The organism is Nocardia sp. NPDC052566 (genome assembly GCF_044547285.1).
Taxonomy (GTDB): Bacteria; Actinomycetota; Actinomycetes; order Mycobacteriales; family Mycobacteriaceae; genus Nocardia.
In genome coordinates, this window is the sequence record NZ_JBIUAF010000002.1 from 242,098 (window position 1) to 259,030 (window position 16,933).

The window sequence follows — 16,933 nt, forward strand, 5'->3', positions numbered from 1 at the left end:
CACATTCAATAGGCGGATGTGACCCAGGTCGCAGTGCGAGGGGGTGTTGGCGGAGGGGTAATCCGGTGTCGCTCAGCGGATTCGATCAGGCGTCGGCGACGGAGAGAACGATCTTCCCGGTGGTGCGCTCCTGCCGGATGAGCCGATGCGCCTCGGCGGCCCGCTCGAGCGGAAACACCGCGTCGATGTGGGCGGTGAGCTGCTTGTTCGCGACCAGCTCGGCGATGGCCTCCAGCTCGGCGCGGTCGGGTTCGACGAGGAAGGCGCTGGCGCGGACGCCGAGCTGAGCGGCGCGCTTGTACATGCCGCGGGTGAACGCGGCCTGCGCGTTGACGAGAATGCCACCGGGGCGCAGGGTTTCGAGCGCGCGCAGCGCGGGCTCGCCGCCGAACATCTGGATGACGATATCGATATCGCGCACCGTCGCCGCGATATCGGTGGTCGTGTAGTCGATGACCTCGTCGGCACCGAGGCCGGTCACGAATTCGTGCTTGGCGGCGCGCGCGGTCCCGATCACGTGGGCGCCGAACGTTTTCGCGAGTTGCACGGCGATATGACCGACCCCGCCCGCCGCCGCGGAGATCAGCACGCGCTTGCCCGGCCCGACCTGGCCGACGTCGACCAGCATCTGCCATGCGGTGAGCGCGACGAGCGGCAGCGCGGCGGCCTGGCGGAAGTCGACTCCGTCCGGAATGCGCACCAGCTGTCGCGACGGTGCGGTCACATACTCGGCGTAAGCCCCTGCGGCATAAGGGAATCGGGGCATGCCGAACACTCGGTCACCGGGCCGGAACCGGGTGACACCGTATCCGGCCTCCTCGACGACGCCCGCGACGTCCCACCCGTTGACGAACGGCAGGGTGAGCACATCGTTGTACCCGTTGCCCTCCCGGTTGAAGGTGTCCACCGGATTGACCGACGCCGCGACGACTTTCACCAGTACCTCGGTGTACCGCGGTTGCGGCCGGTCGATCTCGACCAGCCGCATCGTCTCGGGTCCGCCCCACTGCTCCTGCTGGACTGCGCGCATCAGCTGCCTCTCTTCGGTTTTCGTGATGCCACCAAAGTTAGGCCGACGACGCGCTCGAGATCAGGCGCGCGCGGTGGATTTCACCGTGTCCGCCGGATAGATCATCCGGTCCGGCGGATTGCTGGTCCTGCGGGCGAGCGGGTAGTAGATGCCCGCCGTGAAGACGATGCCGACGATCCACGAGATATCCGCGCCGCCGAGCAATTCGGTGATCGGGCCGGTGTACAGCTTCTGTGCCAGGAAGGGTATCTGCGCGAGGATGCCGAGGACGTAGCAGGCCAGCGCGGTGAGATTCCACCGGCCGTACCGGCCGTCGGGGTCGTACAGCGCCGGGATATCGATGCGCTCGCGCGAGATGAGGTAGTAGTCGATCAGGTTGATCGCGCTCCACGGCGTGAAGACCATGAGCAGCACGAGCACGAAATTCTTGAAGTTGTTGAGGAAGTCGGGGCTGGCGGCGATCGCGATGAGCATGGAGACCGCGGTGAAGCCGACGATGTAGGTGGTGCGCGCGGCGGACGAGGTGCGCGACTGCCCGTTGAAGGCGGTCACCGCCGTCAGGATCGACATGAAGCCGCCATAGGCGTTGAGACAGTTGACCGTCAGCTTGCCGACGACGATCACCAGGTAGATCAGCAGCGCGATGGCCGACGGTCCGGCGAGGGTGCCGATGAACCCGACCTGGTTGCCCAGGAACGCCTTTCCCGCGGCGGCGGCCACCAGCGCGCCGAGCGTCATCGACCACTGCGAGCCGATCACGGTGCCCGCGAAGGTCGACCAGAAGGTGGCCTGCTCGCTGGTCGAGCGCGGCAGGTAGCGCGAATAGTCCGCGACGTAGGGGCCGAAGGTGAGCTGCCAGCCCGCGCCGAGCGAGACGGCGAGCACGAAAGTGGCCACCTCGAACGGCTTCGCGCCGATGACCGCGCCGACGTCGTACTGCGTGAACACCCGGATGGTCAGATAGCCGAAGCCGAGAATGCCGACCACCGTGGCGATCCGGCCGACCATGTGGATGAGCCGATATCCGGTCACCGCGACGACGGCGGTGAGCGCGCCGAAGACGAGGATGCCGATATTCGCGTTGTCGACGTGCAACACCTTGTTCACCGCCTGGCCCGCGAGCACGGTGCCCGTCGCGGCGAAGCCCAGATACATCACGACGACGAGCAGGAGCGGGAGCACCGCGCCGAAGACGCCGAATTGCGCTCGGCTCGAGATCATCTGCGGCAGGCCGAGCCGGGGTCCCTGCGCCGAATGCAGCGCCATCACGATGCCGCCGAGGACATTGCCGAGCAGCAGGCCGATGATCGCCCAGAGCGCGTCGGCGCCGAACACCACCGCGAGCGCGCCGTCGACGATCGCGGTGATCTGCATATTCGCCCCGAACCAGAGGGTGAACTGGTTGCGTGGCGTGCCGTGGCGCTCCGCGTCCGGAATGACTTCGATGGTGCGGTGCTCGATGGCCGGGCTCGCGTCGGGTTGATTGTGCGGCATGGGTCCGCCTTCCGTCATGGTCGAGCAACCGCGGAAGTGCGTGGCGGGCAGCGGAACCCGGCTGCGCCCCCGGTCTGCTCTGGGTCACCGATCGACCCAAACGCATAGTCCTGTATATACAAGTGGCTGTCAACAGGTATGTCGAGCGGTTACGCTGACTGCCTGCACGATCGGCGAGGAAAGGTGGTCGGCATGAGCGGTCAGGCCCGGAGGCGGCAGCGAAGCGTCACCACGCAGGGCCCCGTCCATGCCGAAAAAGACACAGCATGAGCGGTCAGGCCCGGAGGCGGCAGCGAAGCGTCACCACGCAGGGCCCCGCCCATGCCGAAAAAGACACGGCATGAGCGGTCAGGCCCGGAGGCGGCAGCGAAGCGTCACCACGCAGGGCCCCGCCCATGCCGAAGAAGACACAGCATGAGCCGCCCGGTGGGGGTCTCGGACCTGGCGGCATTGTTCGCGGCGGCCGGACCGGAGTCGGCGCCCGCCTACGAGCGGATCAAAACGCTGATCCGCCGGCAGATCGACGCCGGGCTGTGGGTGGCGGGCGATCAGCTGCCGTCGGAGAACCAGCTCGTGAGCGCGCTCGGGATATCCCGCATGACGATCAACCGGGCGCTGCGCGAATTGGCCACGGCCGGAGTGCTCGTCCGGATGATGGGTGTCGGCACCTTCGTCGCGCCGGCGAAGGTGGCCTCGCCGCTGTTCGAGGTGCGCAATATCGCCGACGAGATCCAGCAGCGCGGCCACCGGCATCGCACCGAGGTGGTACTGCTGCGCAGCGAGCCGGTCGACACCGAGAACCCGCTGCTGTCCGACTGGCCCGCGGGTTCGGTATTCCATTCGCTGCTGGTGCATTTCGACGACGACGTGCCGATTCAGCTGGAGGATCGTTTCGTCAATCCCGAGGCCGCCCCCGGCTACCTCGAGCAGGACTTCGCCGAGGTCACCCCGAATCGCTACCTCAGCGAGGTCGCTCCGCTGGTGCGCGGCGAACATGTTGTCGAAGCCGTACAGGGCCGCCGTGAGGACTGCGCACTGCTGCGCATCCGCCGCACCGAGCCGTGCCTGCAGATCCGCCGCCGCACCTGGTCGGCGCTCACCCTGGTCAGCGTCGCCCGCCTGGTGCATCCTGGCTCGCGCAGTCGCCTCGAGGGCGCGTTCGGTATTTAGCGCGCCACTCTGGCACTTTCGGGCGCAGCCGGTCGGTCGGCCTGCGCATGGCCGGAGCGAATGCGGCGGTCCGCCTCTTCGCGGACCGGACGCAGGCCGGGGCGGACGCCGTGCGTGTCGGCGGCCACATAGCGCGCGGTGAACGTGCCCTGATAGCCGAAGACGGGGCCGAGCACGGGATTGGTCACGCGCACGTCGATGCGGAAGCGGCCGATGGTGTCGTCGAAGGATTCGCGGACCTCGGCGCGGCCGTGCAATACCTCGGGCAGGCGCAGGTCGACGCGCGCCTCGCGGAAACGCAGGTCGCCGGAGCGGATCAGCAGCGAACCGTCGGGTTCGGCGGACAGGTGCAGGTCGGAGGCGAGGTGCTGGTGGGTGCCGAGGTAGTCGAGGACGCGGTCGCCGCGCGGGTCGAGCACCATCTGGGCGTCGAAGCGGCGGGTGTCGCCCGGAAAGGCGAAGGTGCGGACGAACGACACCGTCTCGCGGCCGAAAGTGTCACGGTACGGGACGTTCTCGATGGTGAACGGGATATCGGCGCCGGTGCGCGGCAGCAGGATATTGCGGCTGGCGCCGAGCGCGAGGAACGGGCGGACGATGCGGCGGCCGTGCCAGATGCGGTCCATCACACCGGTGCCGAGGCAGGCCTCGTTGCTGTCGAGCCCGACGGCGAAGCGGCGGCGCAGCTGCGGATGCAGGCGTTCGAAATCGGCGCCGAGGACGGTGCGGAACATCGACGTCATGTCGCGGTCTCCAGTGCGGTGAGCAGGCTCGGGGTGGTGGTTCTCGCGGGCGGGGTGCGCAGGCAGCGGCGGGCGGCCGGGGTGACCGGGGCCGGTGGGGCGAGTACGGCGGCGGCCGCGGCCGTGCAGGACGCGAGCGTCAGCCAGCCGAATGGTGCAAGCGTAAGTGTGGCCACCGCGGTGACGAGAACGATGGCACGCGTGAGGTATTCGAGCACGGCGTACATCAGCGAGCGGCGCGGCGTGATATCCCGTTCGCACCACAGCCGCAGCCGATCGAACGACCATGCGGTGGCCCAGCCCATGAGCGGGCGGAAGATTCGATCGGCGACCGGGCCGAGCCTGCCCCAGCGCACCGTGTAGTCGTAGCCGGTGTAGAAGCGAATTCCGCTGGGAGTGGGGACATATCGCCAGTAGCCGCTGCCGTCCTCGATGATCGACAGCGGGTCGGTCGAGCTGAACCGCAGCGCGGAGGTGCGGCTGCCGTCGGGCCGGTCGCGGTCGCCCGCGCTGATGCCGGTTCCGGCGATCGGGCGGAACGGTATCGCGCGGGTCGCGTAGCGGAAATGCGTTGGCTTCCCGGGGATTTCGGGGAGGTAGTCGATATCGGTGAAGCGCAGATCCCAGCGGCGGTGTTCGGCCGGATGTTGCGTGCGTTCCCACAGCAGATCCATGTCGGCGTCGATGACGGCCTCGATGTAGAGCTTGTTCATGGTCTTTCCTAGGTATCGGCGGCCAGGAACTGGTCGACGGCATCGGTTTCGGGTGTTCCCGGCTCGACCAGGCGCTCACCGAGCACCGGAACCGGGCGTTCGAGCCAGGCGGGCGCCGCGCCCTCCGGCAGCAGCGCATGGCGCTCGGCGAAGCGTTCGGCGAGCTCGCGCATCGATTCGCGCAGCGCGCCGACCACCACGCCCTCGGCGATCCCGGTGAGCTCCTCCAGCAGCGCGCGTACCTGATCGAGTTGATCGGATTCTTTGCCGCCCTGCCGGATTCGCGGCCACAGGGTGCGTTCGAAGGTGTCGGCGAAATCCGCGGCGATCTCGTCGGTGTGCGCCCGCAGCCTGGCGAACTGGTCGAGCACCTCGCCGGACGGTATACCGAGTTCGGCGGTGCGCAGCCCGCTGGCCAGCGCCCACCGCCTGGTCTGCGGCCTGCCGCGCTGCCAGCGGATGAGCCCGAGCCGAGTCGCCTTGCGCAACAAGCTCGCTCGCAGGTCCTTCGCCTTGATGACGGTGCGGATATCACGCAGGCCGAGCGGCACCCAGTCCTCCGGGCCGCCGGGCAGGGCGAGCAGATCCGCGACGCTCGCGCCCTGCGTGCGCGCGGTGAGCAGCGTGGCGATCGAGGTCAGCGAGAACCCGCGCTCCTGTAGCCGATGGACCAGCTCCAGCCGCTGTAGATGTGAATCGTCGTAGCGGACGCTGCGCCCCGCTCGGCGCGGGGCGTGCAGCAGGCCCTTGGTCTGATACATCCGCACAGTGCTGGTGGGGACCCCGGCCTTGGCGGCCAGGGTCTCCACGGTGAATCCGTCTCCGCTCACACCCCGAGTGTTGCAACGATTATTATTCGAGTCAACACTCTTCTAGTAAATGCTCTAACTCTCAGTAGAACTGCTGGTGGCGGCGGTGAGATCTCAGGCACATCCCGTGGGAGGGATGGCGCCGGTGAACCGCTGGGCCAGGTAGTCCATGGCGGCGGGGTATCCGGCGGGGGACGCGGCGACGTGGTTCTGGCCGTGCGGGCGGACGTAGGTGATCCGGCCGCCGGTGGCGCACCAGGTGTCGACCAGCGCGTCGGTCCGCTCGGCGGGCAGGACGTCGTCGTCGGTGGAGTGCCAGAGGTAGATGGGCGCCGTGGGTGTTGTCCTGTCCAGGCGGGTGGTCTCGCCGATGGCGCGGATGCGGGGATCGGCGCCGATGTTCGTGGCCGCGGTGTAGTCATCGATGTTCGCGAAGAGGTACTTCACCACGAATTCGAGTCCGCAGGCATTGGCGTTCTCGGCCAGCATCCGGCGGCCGCGGTCGTTGAGCAATGCCGGAATGTCGGCCTCGGGGGCGAGCCGATGGAAGGCGGCGAGCAACAGCAGGCCGAGACCGGCATTGCTGCCTCGGTTCACTTTTGCGATCGCGCTTGGCAGATCGGCCGGGACGCCGCCGAGGGCGACACCGGCGAGTTCGAGTTCCGGTGCGTAGGAGGGCTGTTGCTGTGCCGCCCACGCGGTGGCGATCGCGCCGCCGGAATATCCGATGGTGGCGATCGGGGAGTCGGCCAGTCCGGCGGGTGCGAACGAGCGGGTCGCGCGCAGGCCGTCGAGCACGCCGTGCGCGGTCTGCCCGGCGTCGAGGAAGCGGGCCCGCGGCCCCTCGTAGTCGGAGATGACGACGGCCCAGTTCCGCCGCAGCGCCGAGGCCGCCTCGGTGGTCGAGAAGGTGCTGTTGTTGATGCCCGCGGCCAGTCCCATCCGCAGGTAATGCGAAGGGGCGCACTGCGGTCCGAGACTGTCCTCGGCGATCTGCAGGCCGAGCAGCGGCCGCGGTCCCGGTTCGGTCCACGGCGTGGTGGGCACCGCGATCGTGGCGACCACCGTGGTCGGCAGCCCCGCGCCATCCGACGATCGATACTGCACCTGCCACGCTCGCGTCGGCGGCGCACCGATGAGCCCCACCGGCACGATCTCCCGTGACCGCAGCACCGCCCCGTTGGCGTGCTCGGCCAGATCCGCGGGAGCGGTGTAGAACGGGTCCGCGGTGGAAACCGGAACTGGTTGTGCCGCAGCAGATCCCGTGACGACCCCCGATCCGGTACATGCGGTCACCGCCACAACGATTGCGCCGCACAGCCCTCGTCCGAGGTGCAAGCCGCCGCGATCCGATCTCGTCCCCAGTCTGATCACGTCGTTCATCATCCCGCAAATGCCGCGCGCGGCAACATGACTCGTCCAGCTACACGTTCTCTGCCGTGGTACCCGGGCAGTCCAGCGTTCCTGCTCCCGTCGCCGCTACCGAGGCGGTCGTCGACCACGCGGACGCCGATCCATGGGCAAGATCCGGGCACGCCGACGGCCGAACGGGATCACGCCCGAATAGAGGTCGGCGGCTATCCGGGTGAACGAGCGGATCAGTGGGCTGTGGTCGTTGGTATTCCAGGCCAGGACGAGGTTGCTCGGTGGCATGTCGGTCAGTGGGACGGCGGTGAGGCCGTCGGGTAGTTCATGGACCAGGGGGGCGATGCCGATGGTTCCGTTCCACAGCACGGCTTGGAGGCATTCGTGCATCGTGCGCACCATCGGGCCGTCGTCCTGTTCCGTCCGTTGTGTCCAATATGCCTGCCATAGTGGGTCGGTGCCGTCCGGCAGGCGGAACCAGAGTCGGTCGGCGAGCTCGCCGACCCGTAGCGCGTCGCGCTGTGCCAGCGGATTGTCGGCGCGCAGTACCGCGCCGACCGGGTCGGTGCGCAGTACGCGGACGGTGATCCCGGTCTGATCGAAAGGCGTTCTGGTGAGAGCGATGTCGACGAGACCGGCGCGCAGGCCCGCGGTCGGATCGGCGAAATCTGCCTCCCTGACCCGGATTTCGACGCCGGGGTGGCGGTGCCGGAATGCGGTGGCAAGACGGGTGCCCCCTTGTTCGGCACCCTCGGCGAGGGTGCCGATGGTGAGGGTGGCGGTGCCCGCGACGACGAGCACCCTGGCTCGCGCCCGATCCGCCTGTGCCAGTAACGCGCACGCCTCGTCGTAGAGCGCGGCGCCCGCCGTGGTGAGGGCGACGCCCGCGGGGGAGCGGTGCAACTGACGTTCGCCGAGGAGGTCGCCGCCGGACGTCGGTTGTATTTGACGACAACACATTTCCATCCGGAGCGCGCGTTCGGCGCGCACACCTTCCGCGATGCGGCGACCTATCTGATCAACCGCGACCAGGCGACCGACCTGCGGGCGAAAGGCCACGGCTATCTCGAAATGCTCACCGGGCTGGGCGAATCGGTGGCCAGGCACCTCGCAGGCGTGCGCCTGACCCAGCCCGACCTCGTCTACGAGCAGGACTACGATCTGGACCTCGGCGATCGAATGGTCCGCCTGCGGGCCACCGGTCGCGCGCACAGCATGGGTGATCACCGGCCACGGCGACTTCGGTGGCACACAACTGCTCCGCGACGTCCGCGACTATCTCCGGTTGCTGCGCGACGAGACGTGGCGTCGCCGCGATTCGGCGCTGAGCGAGGAGACGATCGCCGAGGAGATCCGGGCACTGATGATCGCTCGGCACCCCGAATGGGACGGCCAGGTGTGGATCGAGAAGGGGGTCGGCTGCCTGTGCGCCGAGCATCGCCACTGAGCGGAGGTCACGCGCCGGTCGTCGAGCCGGGCCGGATGATCATCAGCACCGTGACGACCGCCCACAGCAGATTGAAAACACCGGTGAACATGGCAAGGGTGGCCCTGGACTTGGCGTCGAGCACGGGGGCCGGTGTGGTCAGGTCGGCGAGGATCTTCGCCTGATCCGGCAGGACGAGCAGGGCGAGAATGCCCGCGGCGGCCGCGGTCAAACCGATCGAGACGGTGAGCCAGGCGTCGCTGAGCACGCCCATGCTCAGGCCGGTGGCCAGGCCGAAGACCGGGACGGCCAGGCCGATCAGCGCGTAGACGCGGCAGATGCGATGCAGGGTGCGCAGCGTGGTGATGTGCTCGCTCGCGTCCGGCTCGGCGATGGCGCGGCGGGCGACGGCGGGAAACATGCTGGCCGCTACCGTGACCGGTCCGACCGCGATGATCGCGGCCAGCACGTGCACGGACAGGAGAAATTTGGTCACCACGCGACGGTAGGTAGCGCGCGGCGTTCTGAGAAGTGGCAGCAATGCCATACTTCCCCGGATTTCGGCCAACTCGCGGACGGGTGACTGTGCGGGATCCGCCGGATTTGCCCAGGTGGCCAGTAACGTGAGCAATCGCTCGACCGCCTGATCGACGTTGCCCGGATACGACCGGAGGCCGCGGTGTCAGACTCACGAGACTGGAGTGACGAATTCGTCGCGTCATCCCAGTGGCTGCTCATCGCGTTCGTGATCACCTGCGTCGCCTTCCTCGCCATCGGGCTGCTCCTGCTGTGGATCACCAAGTGGGGGCGGCATTTCCGCAACGTCACCGGCCGATTCTTCCTCGGCCCCGAGGCGGTGCGCACCTTCGCGTATGTCGCGGTGCTGCTGCTGAGCACCGTGCTGTCGGTCCGGGTGAAGGTGCTGCTGTCCTATCAGGGCAACGACATGTTCACCGCGCTGCAGTACGCGGCCGAGGCGATGGGCCGCGGCGACGATACGGCGCTCGGCGCCGCGGTGAACGCCTTCTGGCATTCGATGCTCGTCTTCGCGGTGCTCGCCGCGATCGATGTGGCGCGCACCGTGCTGGATTTCTATGTCGGCCAGCGCTTCGAGATTCGCTGGCGCCGCTGGCTGACCGACCGGATGACCGATCGCTGGATCGACGACCACACCTACTACCGCGCCCGATTCATCGAAACACCGCTCGACAACCCGGATCAGCGCATCCAGCAGGACGTCGGCGACATGATCAGCAGTACGCGCGCCCTGTCGCTCGGCGCGGTCGCCGCGGTGATCTCGGTGGTGTCCTTCACCAGGATCCTGTGGGATCTTTCGACGACATTGACCGTGCTCGGCGTCGACATCCCCAGGGCGATGGTGTTCGTCGTGTACTTCTACACGCTGCTGGTGACCGTGGTCGCGTTCTGGCTCGGCCGTCCGCTGATCGGGCTCGGCTTCATGTACCAGGCCGCGACGGCGACCTTCCGCTACGCGCTGGTGCGGGTGCGCGACAACGCGGAGCGGGTGTCGTTCTATCGCGGCGAGGACACCGAGAAGCGCGGGCTGCGTGCGCGATTCACCGAGGTGCTGCGCATCTACGGTCGCCTCGTGCTGCTGACCACCCGGTTCATCGGCTGGAACCAGGGCGCCACCGAGACGGCGGCGGTACTGCCGTGGCTACTCCAGGCGGTGCCGTTCTTCTCCGGCGCCGTGACACTCGGCGATGTCCGGCAGTCCGGCGACGCGTTCGGGCAGATCCAGGGTTCGCTGTCGTTCTTCCGCAACAGCTACAGCAATTTCGCGGCCTTCCGCGCGACGATGCTGCGACTGGAGGGTCTGGTCGAGGCGAGCGACGAATCCCGCGAACTGCCGTCGATCGGGGTGCGGGCACTCGATGGTTCGGTGGAGATGAGCGAGATCGATGTCCGCAAACCCGACGGCGCGGTGCTGATCGAGAAGTTGTCGCTGCGGCTCACCTCGGGCGACGCGGTGGTGATCAAGGGGCTTTCCGGTAGCGGCAAGACGACCCTGCTGCGGGCCATCGCCGAGATGTGGCCCTACACGGACGGTTCCGTCGCCAGGCCGGACGGGCCGGGCACGCTGTTCATCTCGCAGCTGCCGTATCTGCCGCTCGGCGACCTGCGTGCGTCGGTCACCTATCCCGCGCCGCCGGGCAGCGCGACGGACGGGGCGGTGCGCGCGGTGCTCACCAAAGTGCAACTCGGACATCTGATGACGCGATTGGACGAGGAAGCGGACTGGGCGACCATCCTCTCGCCCGGTGAACAGCAGCGCCTGGCATTCGCCAGGATCATCCTGATCCGGCCCGAGGCTGCCTTCCTCGACGAGGCGACGTCGGCGGTCGACGAGGGGCTCGAATTCGCGCTCTATACCTTGATTCGCACGGAACTACCCGATCTCATCCTGGTCAGCACCGCCCACCGCGCCACGGTCGACCAGCACCACAACGCACGCCTGGAACTCGCGGGCGGTGGGGTATGGTCCTTCACTCCGAATCATTCGAATCGGTGACGGCGGCAGGCCCGCCCCACCGGCAAACTCGTGGTCACGATTTGCGGCTAGTATTGGCTGGTTTGTCGATTCGTGGCGTGTGAAGGGAAACCATATGGCTCGCAAGGTTGTTGTGACGCTGGTCGATGACTTCGACGGTGAGTCCCAGGCCGAGGAAACGGTGTCGTTCGCCGTGGACGGCGTTGGGTACGAGCTCGACCTGTCGGTGCTGAACGCCAGTCTTCTGCGTGGTGTGTTCGAACAGTGGACGCCGCACGCGCGCAGGGTCGGCCGGGTGCCGCGTGGCAAGACCGTCGGTGTGCGTACCGCGGGCGACCGCGCGCAGACCGCGGCCATCCGGGACTGGGCCAAGCGCAGTGGTATCGAGGTGTCGAGCCGCGGGCGTGTCTCCGCGGAGGTCGTCGAGGCCTACAACAAGGCCAACGCTTAATTTCGGTTGCGGCGCGGGGCGGGGGTGGCCCCGCGCACACTCGAGCCCGGACTCCCCTTCGGGTTATCTTGGGGTTGTGGGCGTAATCGGTGAACTGTTTCCAGGCCAGAAGCTGCAAGACGAAGGCAGCGAGGACAGCGACGGTCAGGCGCACCGTCCGCGCGTCGCCCTCGATCTTGATGCCGGAGTGGTTCGGCTCGCCCCGGTGAAACCGGCCGAGGACGAACCGGAGAAGTAACGGGTCAGTCCCGCGCGGGCAGCTCGCATCCGTCGGGCCCGCACGCCTCGCCGCCGCCGATCGTCTGGATCGCCGGCTCGCGCTCCGTCCAGGCCTGAGACAGGGCCTGCGCGAACACCTCCGCAGGCTGTGCGCCGGAGACGCCGTACTTGCGATCGAAGACGAAGAACGGGACGCCGGTCGCACCGAGCTGCGCCGCTTCCTGTTCGTCCGCGCGCACATCATCGGCGTAGGCGCCGGGGTCGGCGAGCACCGCCCGCACGGCGGATTCCTCCAGGCCTGCGCCGACGGCCACCGCGACAAGCCGCTCGGTATCGGCGAACAGTGCTTGCTCCTCGGCGAAGTTCGCCCGATAGAGGGCGTCGAGCAGCGCGTCCTGCTTGCCGATGCTGAGCGCGAAGTGCAGCAGGCGGTGCATATCGAAGGAGTTGCCGTAGTCGCGGCCCTCGGTCAGATACGTCAGCCCGAGCGCCTCCGCCTGCGCGCCGATCCCGCGCTCGTTGGCCGCGGCCTGCGCCTCACTGATGCCGTACTTGCGGGCGATCTTCGCGATCACCGGCCCCGATTCATCGGCGGGCAGCCGCGGGTCCAGCTCGAACGAGCGGTGCACCACTTCCACCTCGGCGCGGTGGTCGAATTCGGTCAGCGCCTGCTCGAACCGCTCCTTGCCCAGGTAGCAGAAGGGGCAGTTGATATCGGTCCAGATCTCGACCCGCACGGTCGTCCTCGCTCTCGTTGCTTGTCCCCCGGAAACCCGCATGGAGCAACATCGGGGCTACCTGATCTGTTCCCGCGTCCTCGGTCACACGCCCCTGCGGCGGTTTGCCTGCGCTTCGCACGAACGGCGGCTCCGCTGTGGTTCCATGTGGGGCATGGACCTGCGCGGTGTCGTCGGTGATCTGCTGCCGGAGCTCACGGACGTGCTCGAACGGCTGATATCCATCCCGTCCATCGCGTTCCCCGACTATCCGGCGGAGCAGGTGCGGCGGGCACATGACCTCGTTGCTGACGAGTTGCGAAAGTCGGGCGTCGACGACATTCAGACGCTGCGCCTGCCCGATACCGCACCGGTCGTGTACGGGCGGATTCCGGCACCCGATGGCGCGCCGACCGTGCTGCTGTACGGGCACTACGACGTGCAGCCCTCGGGTGATGAAAAGCTGTGGCAGACACCACCGTTCACGCCGACCGAGCGGGACGGCGCGATCTACGGGCGCGGTGCGGCCGACTGCAAGGCCAACGTGGTCGCCCACCTCGGCGCACTGCGGGCCTATGGCGGCAAGCCGCCGGTCGGCGTCACCATCGTCATCGAGGGCCAGGAGGAATACGGGTCCGCCTTCGACGGCTATCCGGCCGAGCATCCCGAGCTGTTCCGGGCCGATGCCCTGCTGATCTGCGATACCGGCAATATCCGGGCCGGCGTACCGACGCTGACCACCGCGCTGCGCGGGGTCGCCGATGTGTACGTCGAGGTGCGCACGCTCGCCGCCCCGGTGCACTCCGGCCAATTCGGCGGCGCCGCGGCCGACGCGCTGCTCACGCTGACGGCCGCGCTGGCCACCCTGCACGATGCCGACGGCAACGTCGCGGTGCCCGGCCTGCGCAGGGACACGTGGACCGGCGCGGACTACACCGCCGCGGAATTCGCCGAAATCGTCGGCATGCCACCGGGAATGCCGCTGCTCGGCACCGGGCCCATCGGGGAGCGGATCTGGTACGGACCCGCCATCACCGTCATCGGCCTGGACGCGCCGCCGGTGAAAACCGCGGCGTCCGCGGTGGTTCCGTACGCGCGCGCCTACCTCAACGTCCGTGTCCATCCGGAGCAGGATCCGGCCGAGGGGCAGCGGGCCGTCATCGACCACCTGCGCGAGATCAGGCCGTACGGCATCGAATTGACCGTCACCGGAGGCGATGTCGGGGCCGGTTTCGCGGCCGCGACGAACGGCCCGGCCTACGCGGCCATGAGCGAAGCGATGACGAAGGCGTGGGGCGCGGACGTGGTCTACTCCGCGATGGGCGGGTCCATCCCGCTCACCAACGCGCTCGCCGCCGCCAATCCCGGCGCCGAGGTGCTGATGCTCGGCGCCGAGGACGCCAAATGCAATCTGCACGGCTTCAACGAGCGGGTGCTGCTGAGCGAGCTGCACAATGTCGCGCTCGCCGAGGCCGAATTCTTCCAGCTCTTCGCGGACAGGAAGCGGGCATGAGCGAGGTGGCGACCGGGCAGCAGGCGACCGAGCATCACCACCGGAAGTGGTTCTTCCCTTCGACTTACACGATTCTCGCGGCCGTCACCCTGCTGGTGTGGCTGCTCGCCTTCATCATCCCGCCGGGCGCCTACGACAGCGACGACAAGGGCCGCCCGATCGCCGGGACGTATCACCGGATCGAGGACGTCAAGAGCTTCGGCTCCCGGCTGCGCGATCTGTTCCTCGCGCCGATCAACGGGCTCTACGGCATTCGCGACGGCGCGACCGGGCAGGTCGGGCCCGATCTGTCGGGCGATCTGTACGGCGCGGCGGCGGTCTTCATGTTCGTACTCGCGGTCGGCGCGTTCATCACCGTCGCCTTCGCCACCGGCGCGCTCGACAGCGGTATCGGGCAGTTGGCGTATCGGCTGCGCAACCGGTCTCAGCTGCTGATCGTCGGCGTCATGGTGGTCTTCGCGGTCGCGGGCACCGTCGAGGGCTTCGCCGAGGAGACACTCGGCTTCTACGCGCTGCTGGTGCCGTTGACGCTCGCGCTCGGCTACGACCGGATGACCGCGGTCGGCGCGATCATCTGCGGCGCCGGCGTCGGCGTGCTGTGCTCGACCGTCAATCCGTTCGCCACCGGCACCGCCTCGTCGGCCGCCGATATCCCGATCGGCGACGGCATCGCGCTGCGAGTGGCCATGCTCGTCGTGCTCACCGCGGCCACCATCGGCTACGTGCTCTGGTACGCGCGGCGCGTCGCGGGTGATCCGGACAAGTCGTGGTCGGGCTGGCAGCCGGGGGATCGCGACGTGAAAGCCGAAGACCACCAACCGGATCCGATGAGTCGCCGCCAGGCGGCGGTGCTCTGGCTGGTCGTGCTCACCTTCGCCTTCATGATCTTCGCGATCATCCCGTGGGCGGAGGTGGTCGAGGGGCCGGGCGCGGCGCCGTATCCGTGGCAATTGGGTTGGTACTTCCCCGAACTCACCGCGCTGTTCCTGGTCGGCGCCGCGGTGATCGGGATCGTCGGCGGTCTCGGCGAGACGAAGATGTCCGAGGCCATCGGCAAGGGCTTCGGCGATTTCGTCGGCGCGGGCATCGTGATCGTGCTCGCCCGCGGCGTCACGGTCATCATGAACAACACCCAGATCACCAGCACCGCACTGCATGCGCTGGAGGGCGCGGTGACCGGCACGTCCTCGGCGCTGTTCGCCGTCGCGGTGTTTCTGGTCAATATTCCACTCGCCCTGCTGATTCCGTCCACCTCCGGGCACGCCACCCTGGCCATGCCGATCATGGCGCCGCTCGCCGATTTCGCGAATGTGCCGCGCTCCCTTGTGGTCACCGCGTGGCAGTCGGCCTCCGGCCTGGCCAACCTGGTCACCCCGACGACCGCGGTGGTGACCGGCGGCATCGCGCTGGCGAAGGTCCGCTACGACAGGTACGTGCGGTTCATCGGCCCGCTGCTCGGCATCCTTTTCGTGCTGATCTGCGTGTTCTTGGCGGTCGGCGCCTGGATCAGCTGAACCGCAAAGGTCCGGCGATGCCGGAGATCTGGGCGCACAGCTGGGCGGGGCGATCCAGGTCGGTGGTGGCCTTGCCGTTGGTGAGTATCGCGCCGGAGAGGGCGCGCGCCGGGTCGGCCCAGGCGTACTGGGTGGTCAAACCGCTACGGCCGAAATGGGATTCGGTGTCGCGGCCGAACTTCGAGCGCCTGGCGCCGAGTTCGTAACCCGCCACGCTGACCCGTCCCGCCACGCCGGGCAGCCAGGGCGCTGGCCGCACCGCCTGGCGCAGGGTGTCCGGGCGCATGATCCGTACCCCGTCCAATTCGCCACCGCGGGAAAGGATCTCGTAGAAGCGCGACAGTTCGGTCGCGGTGGTGACGAGATTGCCCGATGGCAGCTCCGCGGTGAGGAAGGCGCGCTGCGCGTCCGCGGAGCGGGTGCCCTCGAATCCACCGCCGAGTGCCTTGCGCGCCAGCAGGTTCCACACCTGAGAGGGATTCGGCCCGACCTTCACGCTCGGCACCACCCGGTCGACATCCTCGGGGGCGACGCCGAAATTGGTCCAGCGGAACCCGAGCGGCTCCAGCACCTGTTTGCGCAGGTGCTCGCGCATCGAATGCCCGGTCGCCCGCTGGACGAGCAGCCGCTGGATCAGCCCGCTGGTCAGCGCGTGATAGACGCGGAATCGGCCGGGCCGCCAGCTGGGCCGCAGATCGGCGAGTGCCCGCACGGTGAGCTCCTCGTCGACCACCAGCTCGTAGCCGCGATACGGCGGCGTCACGAACGGTACACCCGCCGAATGCGACAGCACGTCGCCGATGGTGATGATGCCCTTGTTGTTCGCGGCGAACTCCGGGATGTATTGGCAGACAGGATCATTCAATGCGAAGGCGCCCTGCTCGATGAGCATGGACATCAGCGCCGCCGAGACGCCCTTGGCGGTGGAGAACCCGCAGAACGGCATCTCCGGCGTCACCGGGATCTTCTCGGCGTCCGCCGCGTCACCCGGCGCGTTACCCCAGCCGTGCCCGATCGCCCGGTTCAGCACGACCTTCCCGCCGCGGCGCAGGCACACCTGTATGGCGGGGGTGGTGCCGAGCCGGTACCACGCCCGCACCGACGCCCACACCGCCTCGATATCGCCGCGGGTGAGCCCGGCGTCGGCGGGATCGTCTTCGTGCCCGACCGTCGTCACCGAGTCCAGATCGGGGGCGACCGTCACCAGCGAGGTAGCAAGGGGGCTCATGCGCCCGAGAATAGTGTCGCCTGCTGAGCC

17 protein-coding genes are annotated in these 16,933 nt (G+C 68.2%); 7 read left to right on the plus strand and 10 right to left on the minus strand.

Annotated elements, in window-relative coordinates; translation table 11 throughout:
• Nucleotides 1–85 precede the first annotated feature (85 nt).
• Both ACIG5A_RS08500 and ACIG5A_RS08505 read right to left on the minus strand, forming a co-directional pair.
• On the minus strand, nt 86–1,030 hold the full coding sequence (locus ACIG5A_RS08500; RefSeq protein WP_397239305.1) for an NADP-dependent oxidoreductase: 945 nt from the start codon (nt 1,028–1,030) through the stop codon (nt 86–88).
• 60 nt (nt 1,031–1,090) lie between these two features.
• Nucleotides 1,091–2,524, minus strand: a complete 1,434-nt coding sequence (locus tag ACIG5A_RS08505; protein ID WP_397239307.1) for a purine-cytosine permease family protein — start codon at nt 2,522–2,524, stop codon at nt 1,091–1,093.
• A 414-nt stretch (nt 2,525–2,938) separates the two neighbouring features.
• Between ACIG5A_RS08505 and hutC the strand changes: the two genes are divergently transcribed.
• Nucleotides 2,939–3,694 carry a histidine utilization repressor gene (hutC, locus tag ACIG5A_RS08510; protein ID WP_397239309.1) on the plus strand — a complete coding sequence of 252 codons (756 nt, stop codon included), beginning with the start codon at nt 2,939–2,941 and terminating at the stop codon, nt 3,692–3,694.
• Here the strand turns inward: hutC and ACIG5A_RS08515 are convergent.
• The 5 genes from ACIG5A_RS08515 to ACIG5A_RS08535 all read right to left on the minus strand — a co-directional run bounded on the left by ACIG5A_RS08515 (nt 3,691) and on the right by ACIG5A_RS08535 (nt 8,551).
• Nucleotides 3,691–4,437 carry a DUF4166 domain-containing protein gene (locus ACIG5A_RS08515; RefSeq protein WP_397239311.1) on the minus strand — a complete coding sequence of 249 codons (747 nt, stop codon included), beginning with the start codon at nt 4,435–4,437 and terminating at the stop codon, nt 3,691–3,693. The genes hutC and ACIG5A_RS08515 overlap by 4 nt on opposite strands.
• Nucleotides 4,434–5,150, minus strand: coding sequence for a hypothetical protein (locus ACIG5A_RS08520; RefSeq protein WP_397239313.1), 717 nt, complete (start codon nt 5,148–5,150; stop codon nt 4,434–4,436). Before ACIG5A_RS08520 ends, ACIG5A_RS08515 begins: the two co-directional genes overlap by 4 nt.
• Before the next feature lie 8 nt (nt 5,151–5,158).
• Nucleotides 5,159–5,980, minus strand: coding sequence for a MerR family transcriptional regulator (locus ACIG5A_RS08525; protein ID WP_397239315.1), 822 nt, complete (start codon nt 5,978–5,980; stop codon nt 5,159–5,161).
• Nucleotides 5,981–6,073: 93 nt separating this feature from the next.
• Nucleotides 6,074–7,255 carry a lipase family protein gene (locus tag ACIG5A_RS08530; RefSeq protein ID WP_397239317.1) on the minus strand — a complete coding sequence of 394 codons (1,182 nt, stop codon included), beginning with the start codon at nt 7,253–7,255 and terminating at the stop codon, nt 6,074–6,076.
• Nucleotides 7,256–7,438: 183 nt separating this feature from the next.
• Complete coding sequence (locus ACIG5A_RS08535) at nt 7,439–8,551, minus strand: LysR family transcriptional regulator (RefSeq protein WP_397239319.1); 1,113 nt, start codon at nt 8,549–8,551, stop codon at nt 7,439–7,441.
• Between ACIG5A_RS08535 and ACIG5A_RS08540 the strand changes: the two genes are divergently transcribed.
• The gene (locus ACIG5A_RS08540) at nt 8,544–8,771 is read left to right on the plus strand and encodes a hypothetical protein (RefSeq protein WP_397239321.1); all 228 of its coding nucleotides are present in this window, start codon (nt 8,544–8,546) and stop codon (nt 8,769–8,771) included. The genes ACIG5A_RS08535 and ACIG5A_RS08540 overlap by 8 nt on opposite strands.
• Before the next feature lie 7 nt (nt 8,772–8,778).
• Here the strand turns inward: ACIG5A_RS08540 and ACIG5A_RS08545 are convergent, their stop codons facing one another.
• Nucleotides 8,779–9,246 (minus strand): hypothetical protein, encoded by a 468-nt coding sequence (locus ACIG5A_RS08545; RefSeq protein ID WP_397239323.1) that lies wholly within the window; start codon nt 9,244–9,246, stop codon nt 8,779–8,781.
• 183 nt (nt 9,247–9,429) lie between these two features.
• Between ACIG5A_RS08545 and ACIG5A_RS08550 the strand changes: the two genes are divergently transcribed.
• The 3 genes from ACIG5A_RS08550 to ACIG5A_RS08560 all read left to right on the plus strand — a co-directional run bounded on the left by ACIG5A_RS08550 (nt 9,430) and on the right by ACIG5A_RS08560 (nt 11,951).
• Nucleotides 9,430–11,283: an ABC transporter ATP-binding protein/permease gene (locus ACIG5A_RS08550; RefSeq protein WP_397239325.1), complete on the plus strand. Its 1,854-nt coding sequence runs from the start codon at nt 9,430–9,432 to the stop codon at nt 11,281–11,283.
• A 94-nt stretch (nt 11,284–11,377) separates the two neighbouring features.
• Complete coding sequence (locus tag ACIG5A_RS08555; RefSeq protein WP_397239327.1) at nt 11,378–11,713, plus strand: Lsr2 family protein; 336 nt, start codon at nt 11,378–11,380, stop codon at nt 11,711–11,713.
• 76 nt (nt 11,714–11,789) lie between these two features.
• The gene (locus ACIG5A_RS08560) at nt 11,790–11,951 is read left to right on the plus strand and encodes a hypothetical protein (RefSeq protein WP_397239329.1); all 162 of its coding nucleotides are present in this window, start codon (nt 11,790–11,792) and stop codon (nt 11,949–11,951) included.
• Nucleotides 11,952–11,955: 4 nt separating this feature from the next.
• On the opposite strand, the gene ACIG5A_RS08565 is transcribed toward ACIG5A_RS08560, so the two are convergent.
• The gene (locus ACIG5A_RS08565) at nt 11,956–12,669 is read right to left on the minus strand and encodes a DsbA family oxidoreductase (protein WP_397239331.1); all 714 of its coding nucleotides are present in this window, start codon (nt 12,667–12,669) and stop codon (nt 11,956–11,958) included.
• A gap of 154 nt (nt 12,670–12,823) precedes the next feature.
• Here ACIG5A_RS08565 and ACIG5A_RS08570 point away from each other — a divergent pair, with 154 nt between their 5' ends.
• Nucleotides 12,824–14,161 carry a M20/M25/M40 family metallo-hydrolase gene (locus ACIG5A_RS08570; protein WP_397239333.1) on the plus strand — a complete coding sequence of 446 codons (1,338 nt, stop codon included), beginning with the start codon at nt 12,824–12,826 and terminating at the stop codon, nt 14,159–14,161.
• Nucleotides 14,158–15,675: a YfcC family protein gene (locus tag ACIG5A_RS08575; RefSeq protein WP_397239335.1), complete on the plus strand. Its 1,518-nt coding sequence runs from the start codon at nt 14,158–14,160 to the stop codon at nt 15,673–15,675. The genes ACIG5A_RS08570 and ACIG5A_RS08575 overlap by 4 nt, the downstream gene beginning before the upstream one ends.
• Here the strand turns inward: ACIG5A_RS08575 and ACIG5A_RS08580 are convergent.
• Entirely contained in the window at nt 15,668–16,903 is a 1,236-nt protein-coding gene (locus ACIG5A_RS08580; RefSeq protein ID WP_397239337.1) for a serine hydrolase, read from the minus strand. The two genes, ACIG5A_RS08575 and ACIG5A_RS08580, sit on opposite strands and share 8 nt — an antisense overlap.
• Between the last annotated feature and the right edge of the window lie 30 nt (nt 16,904–16,933).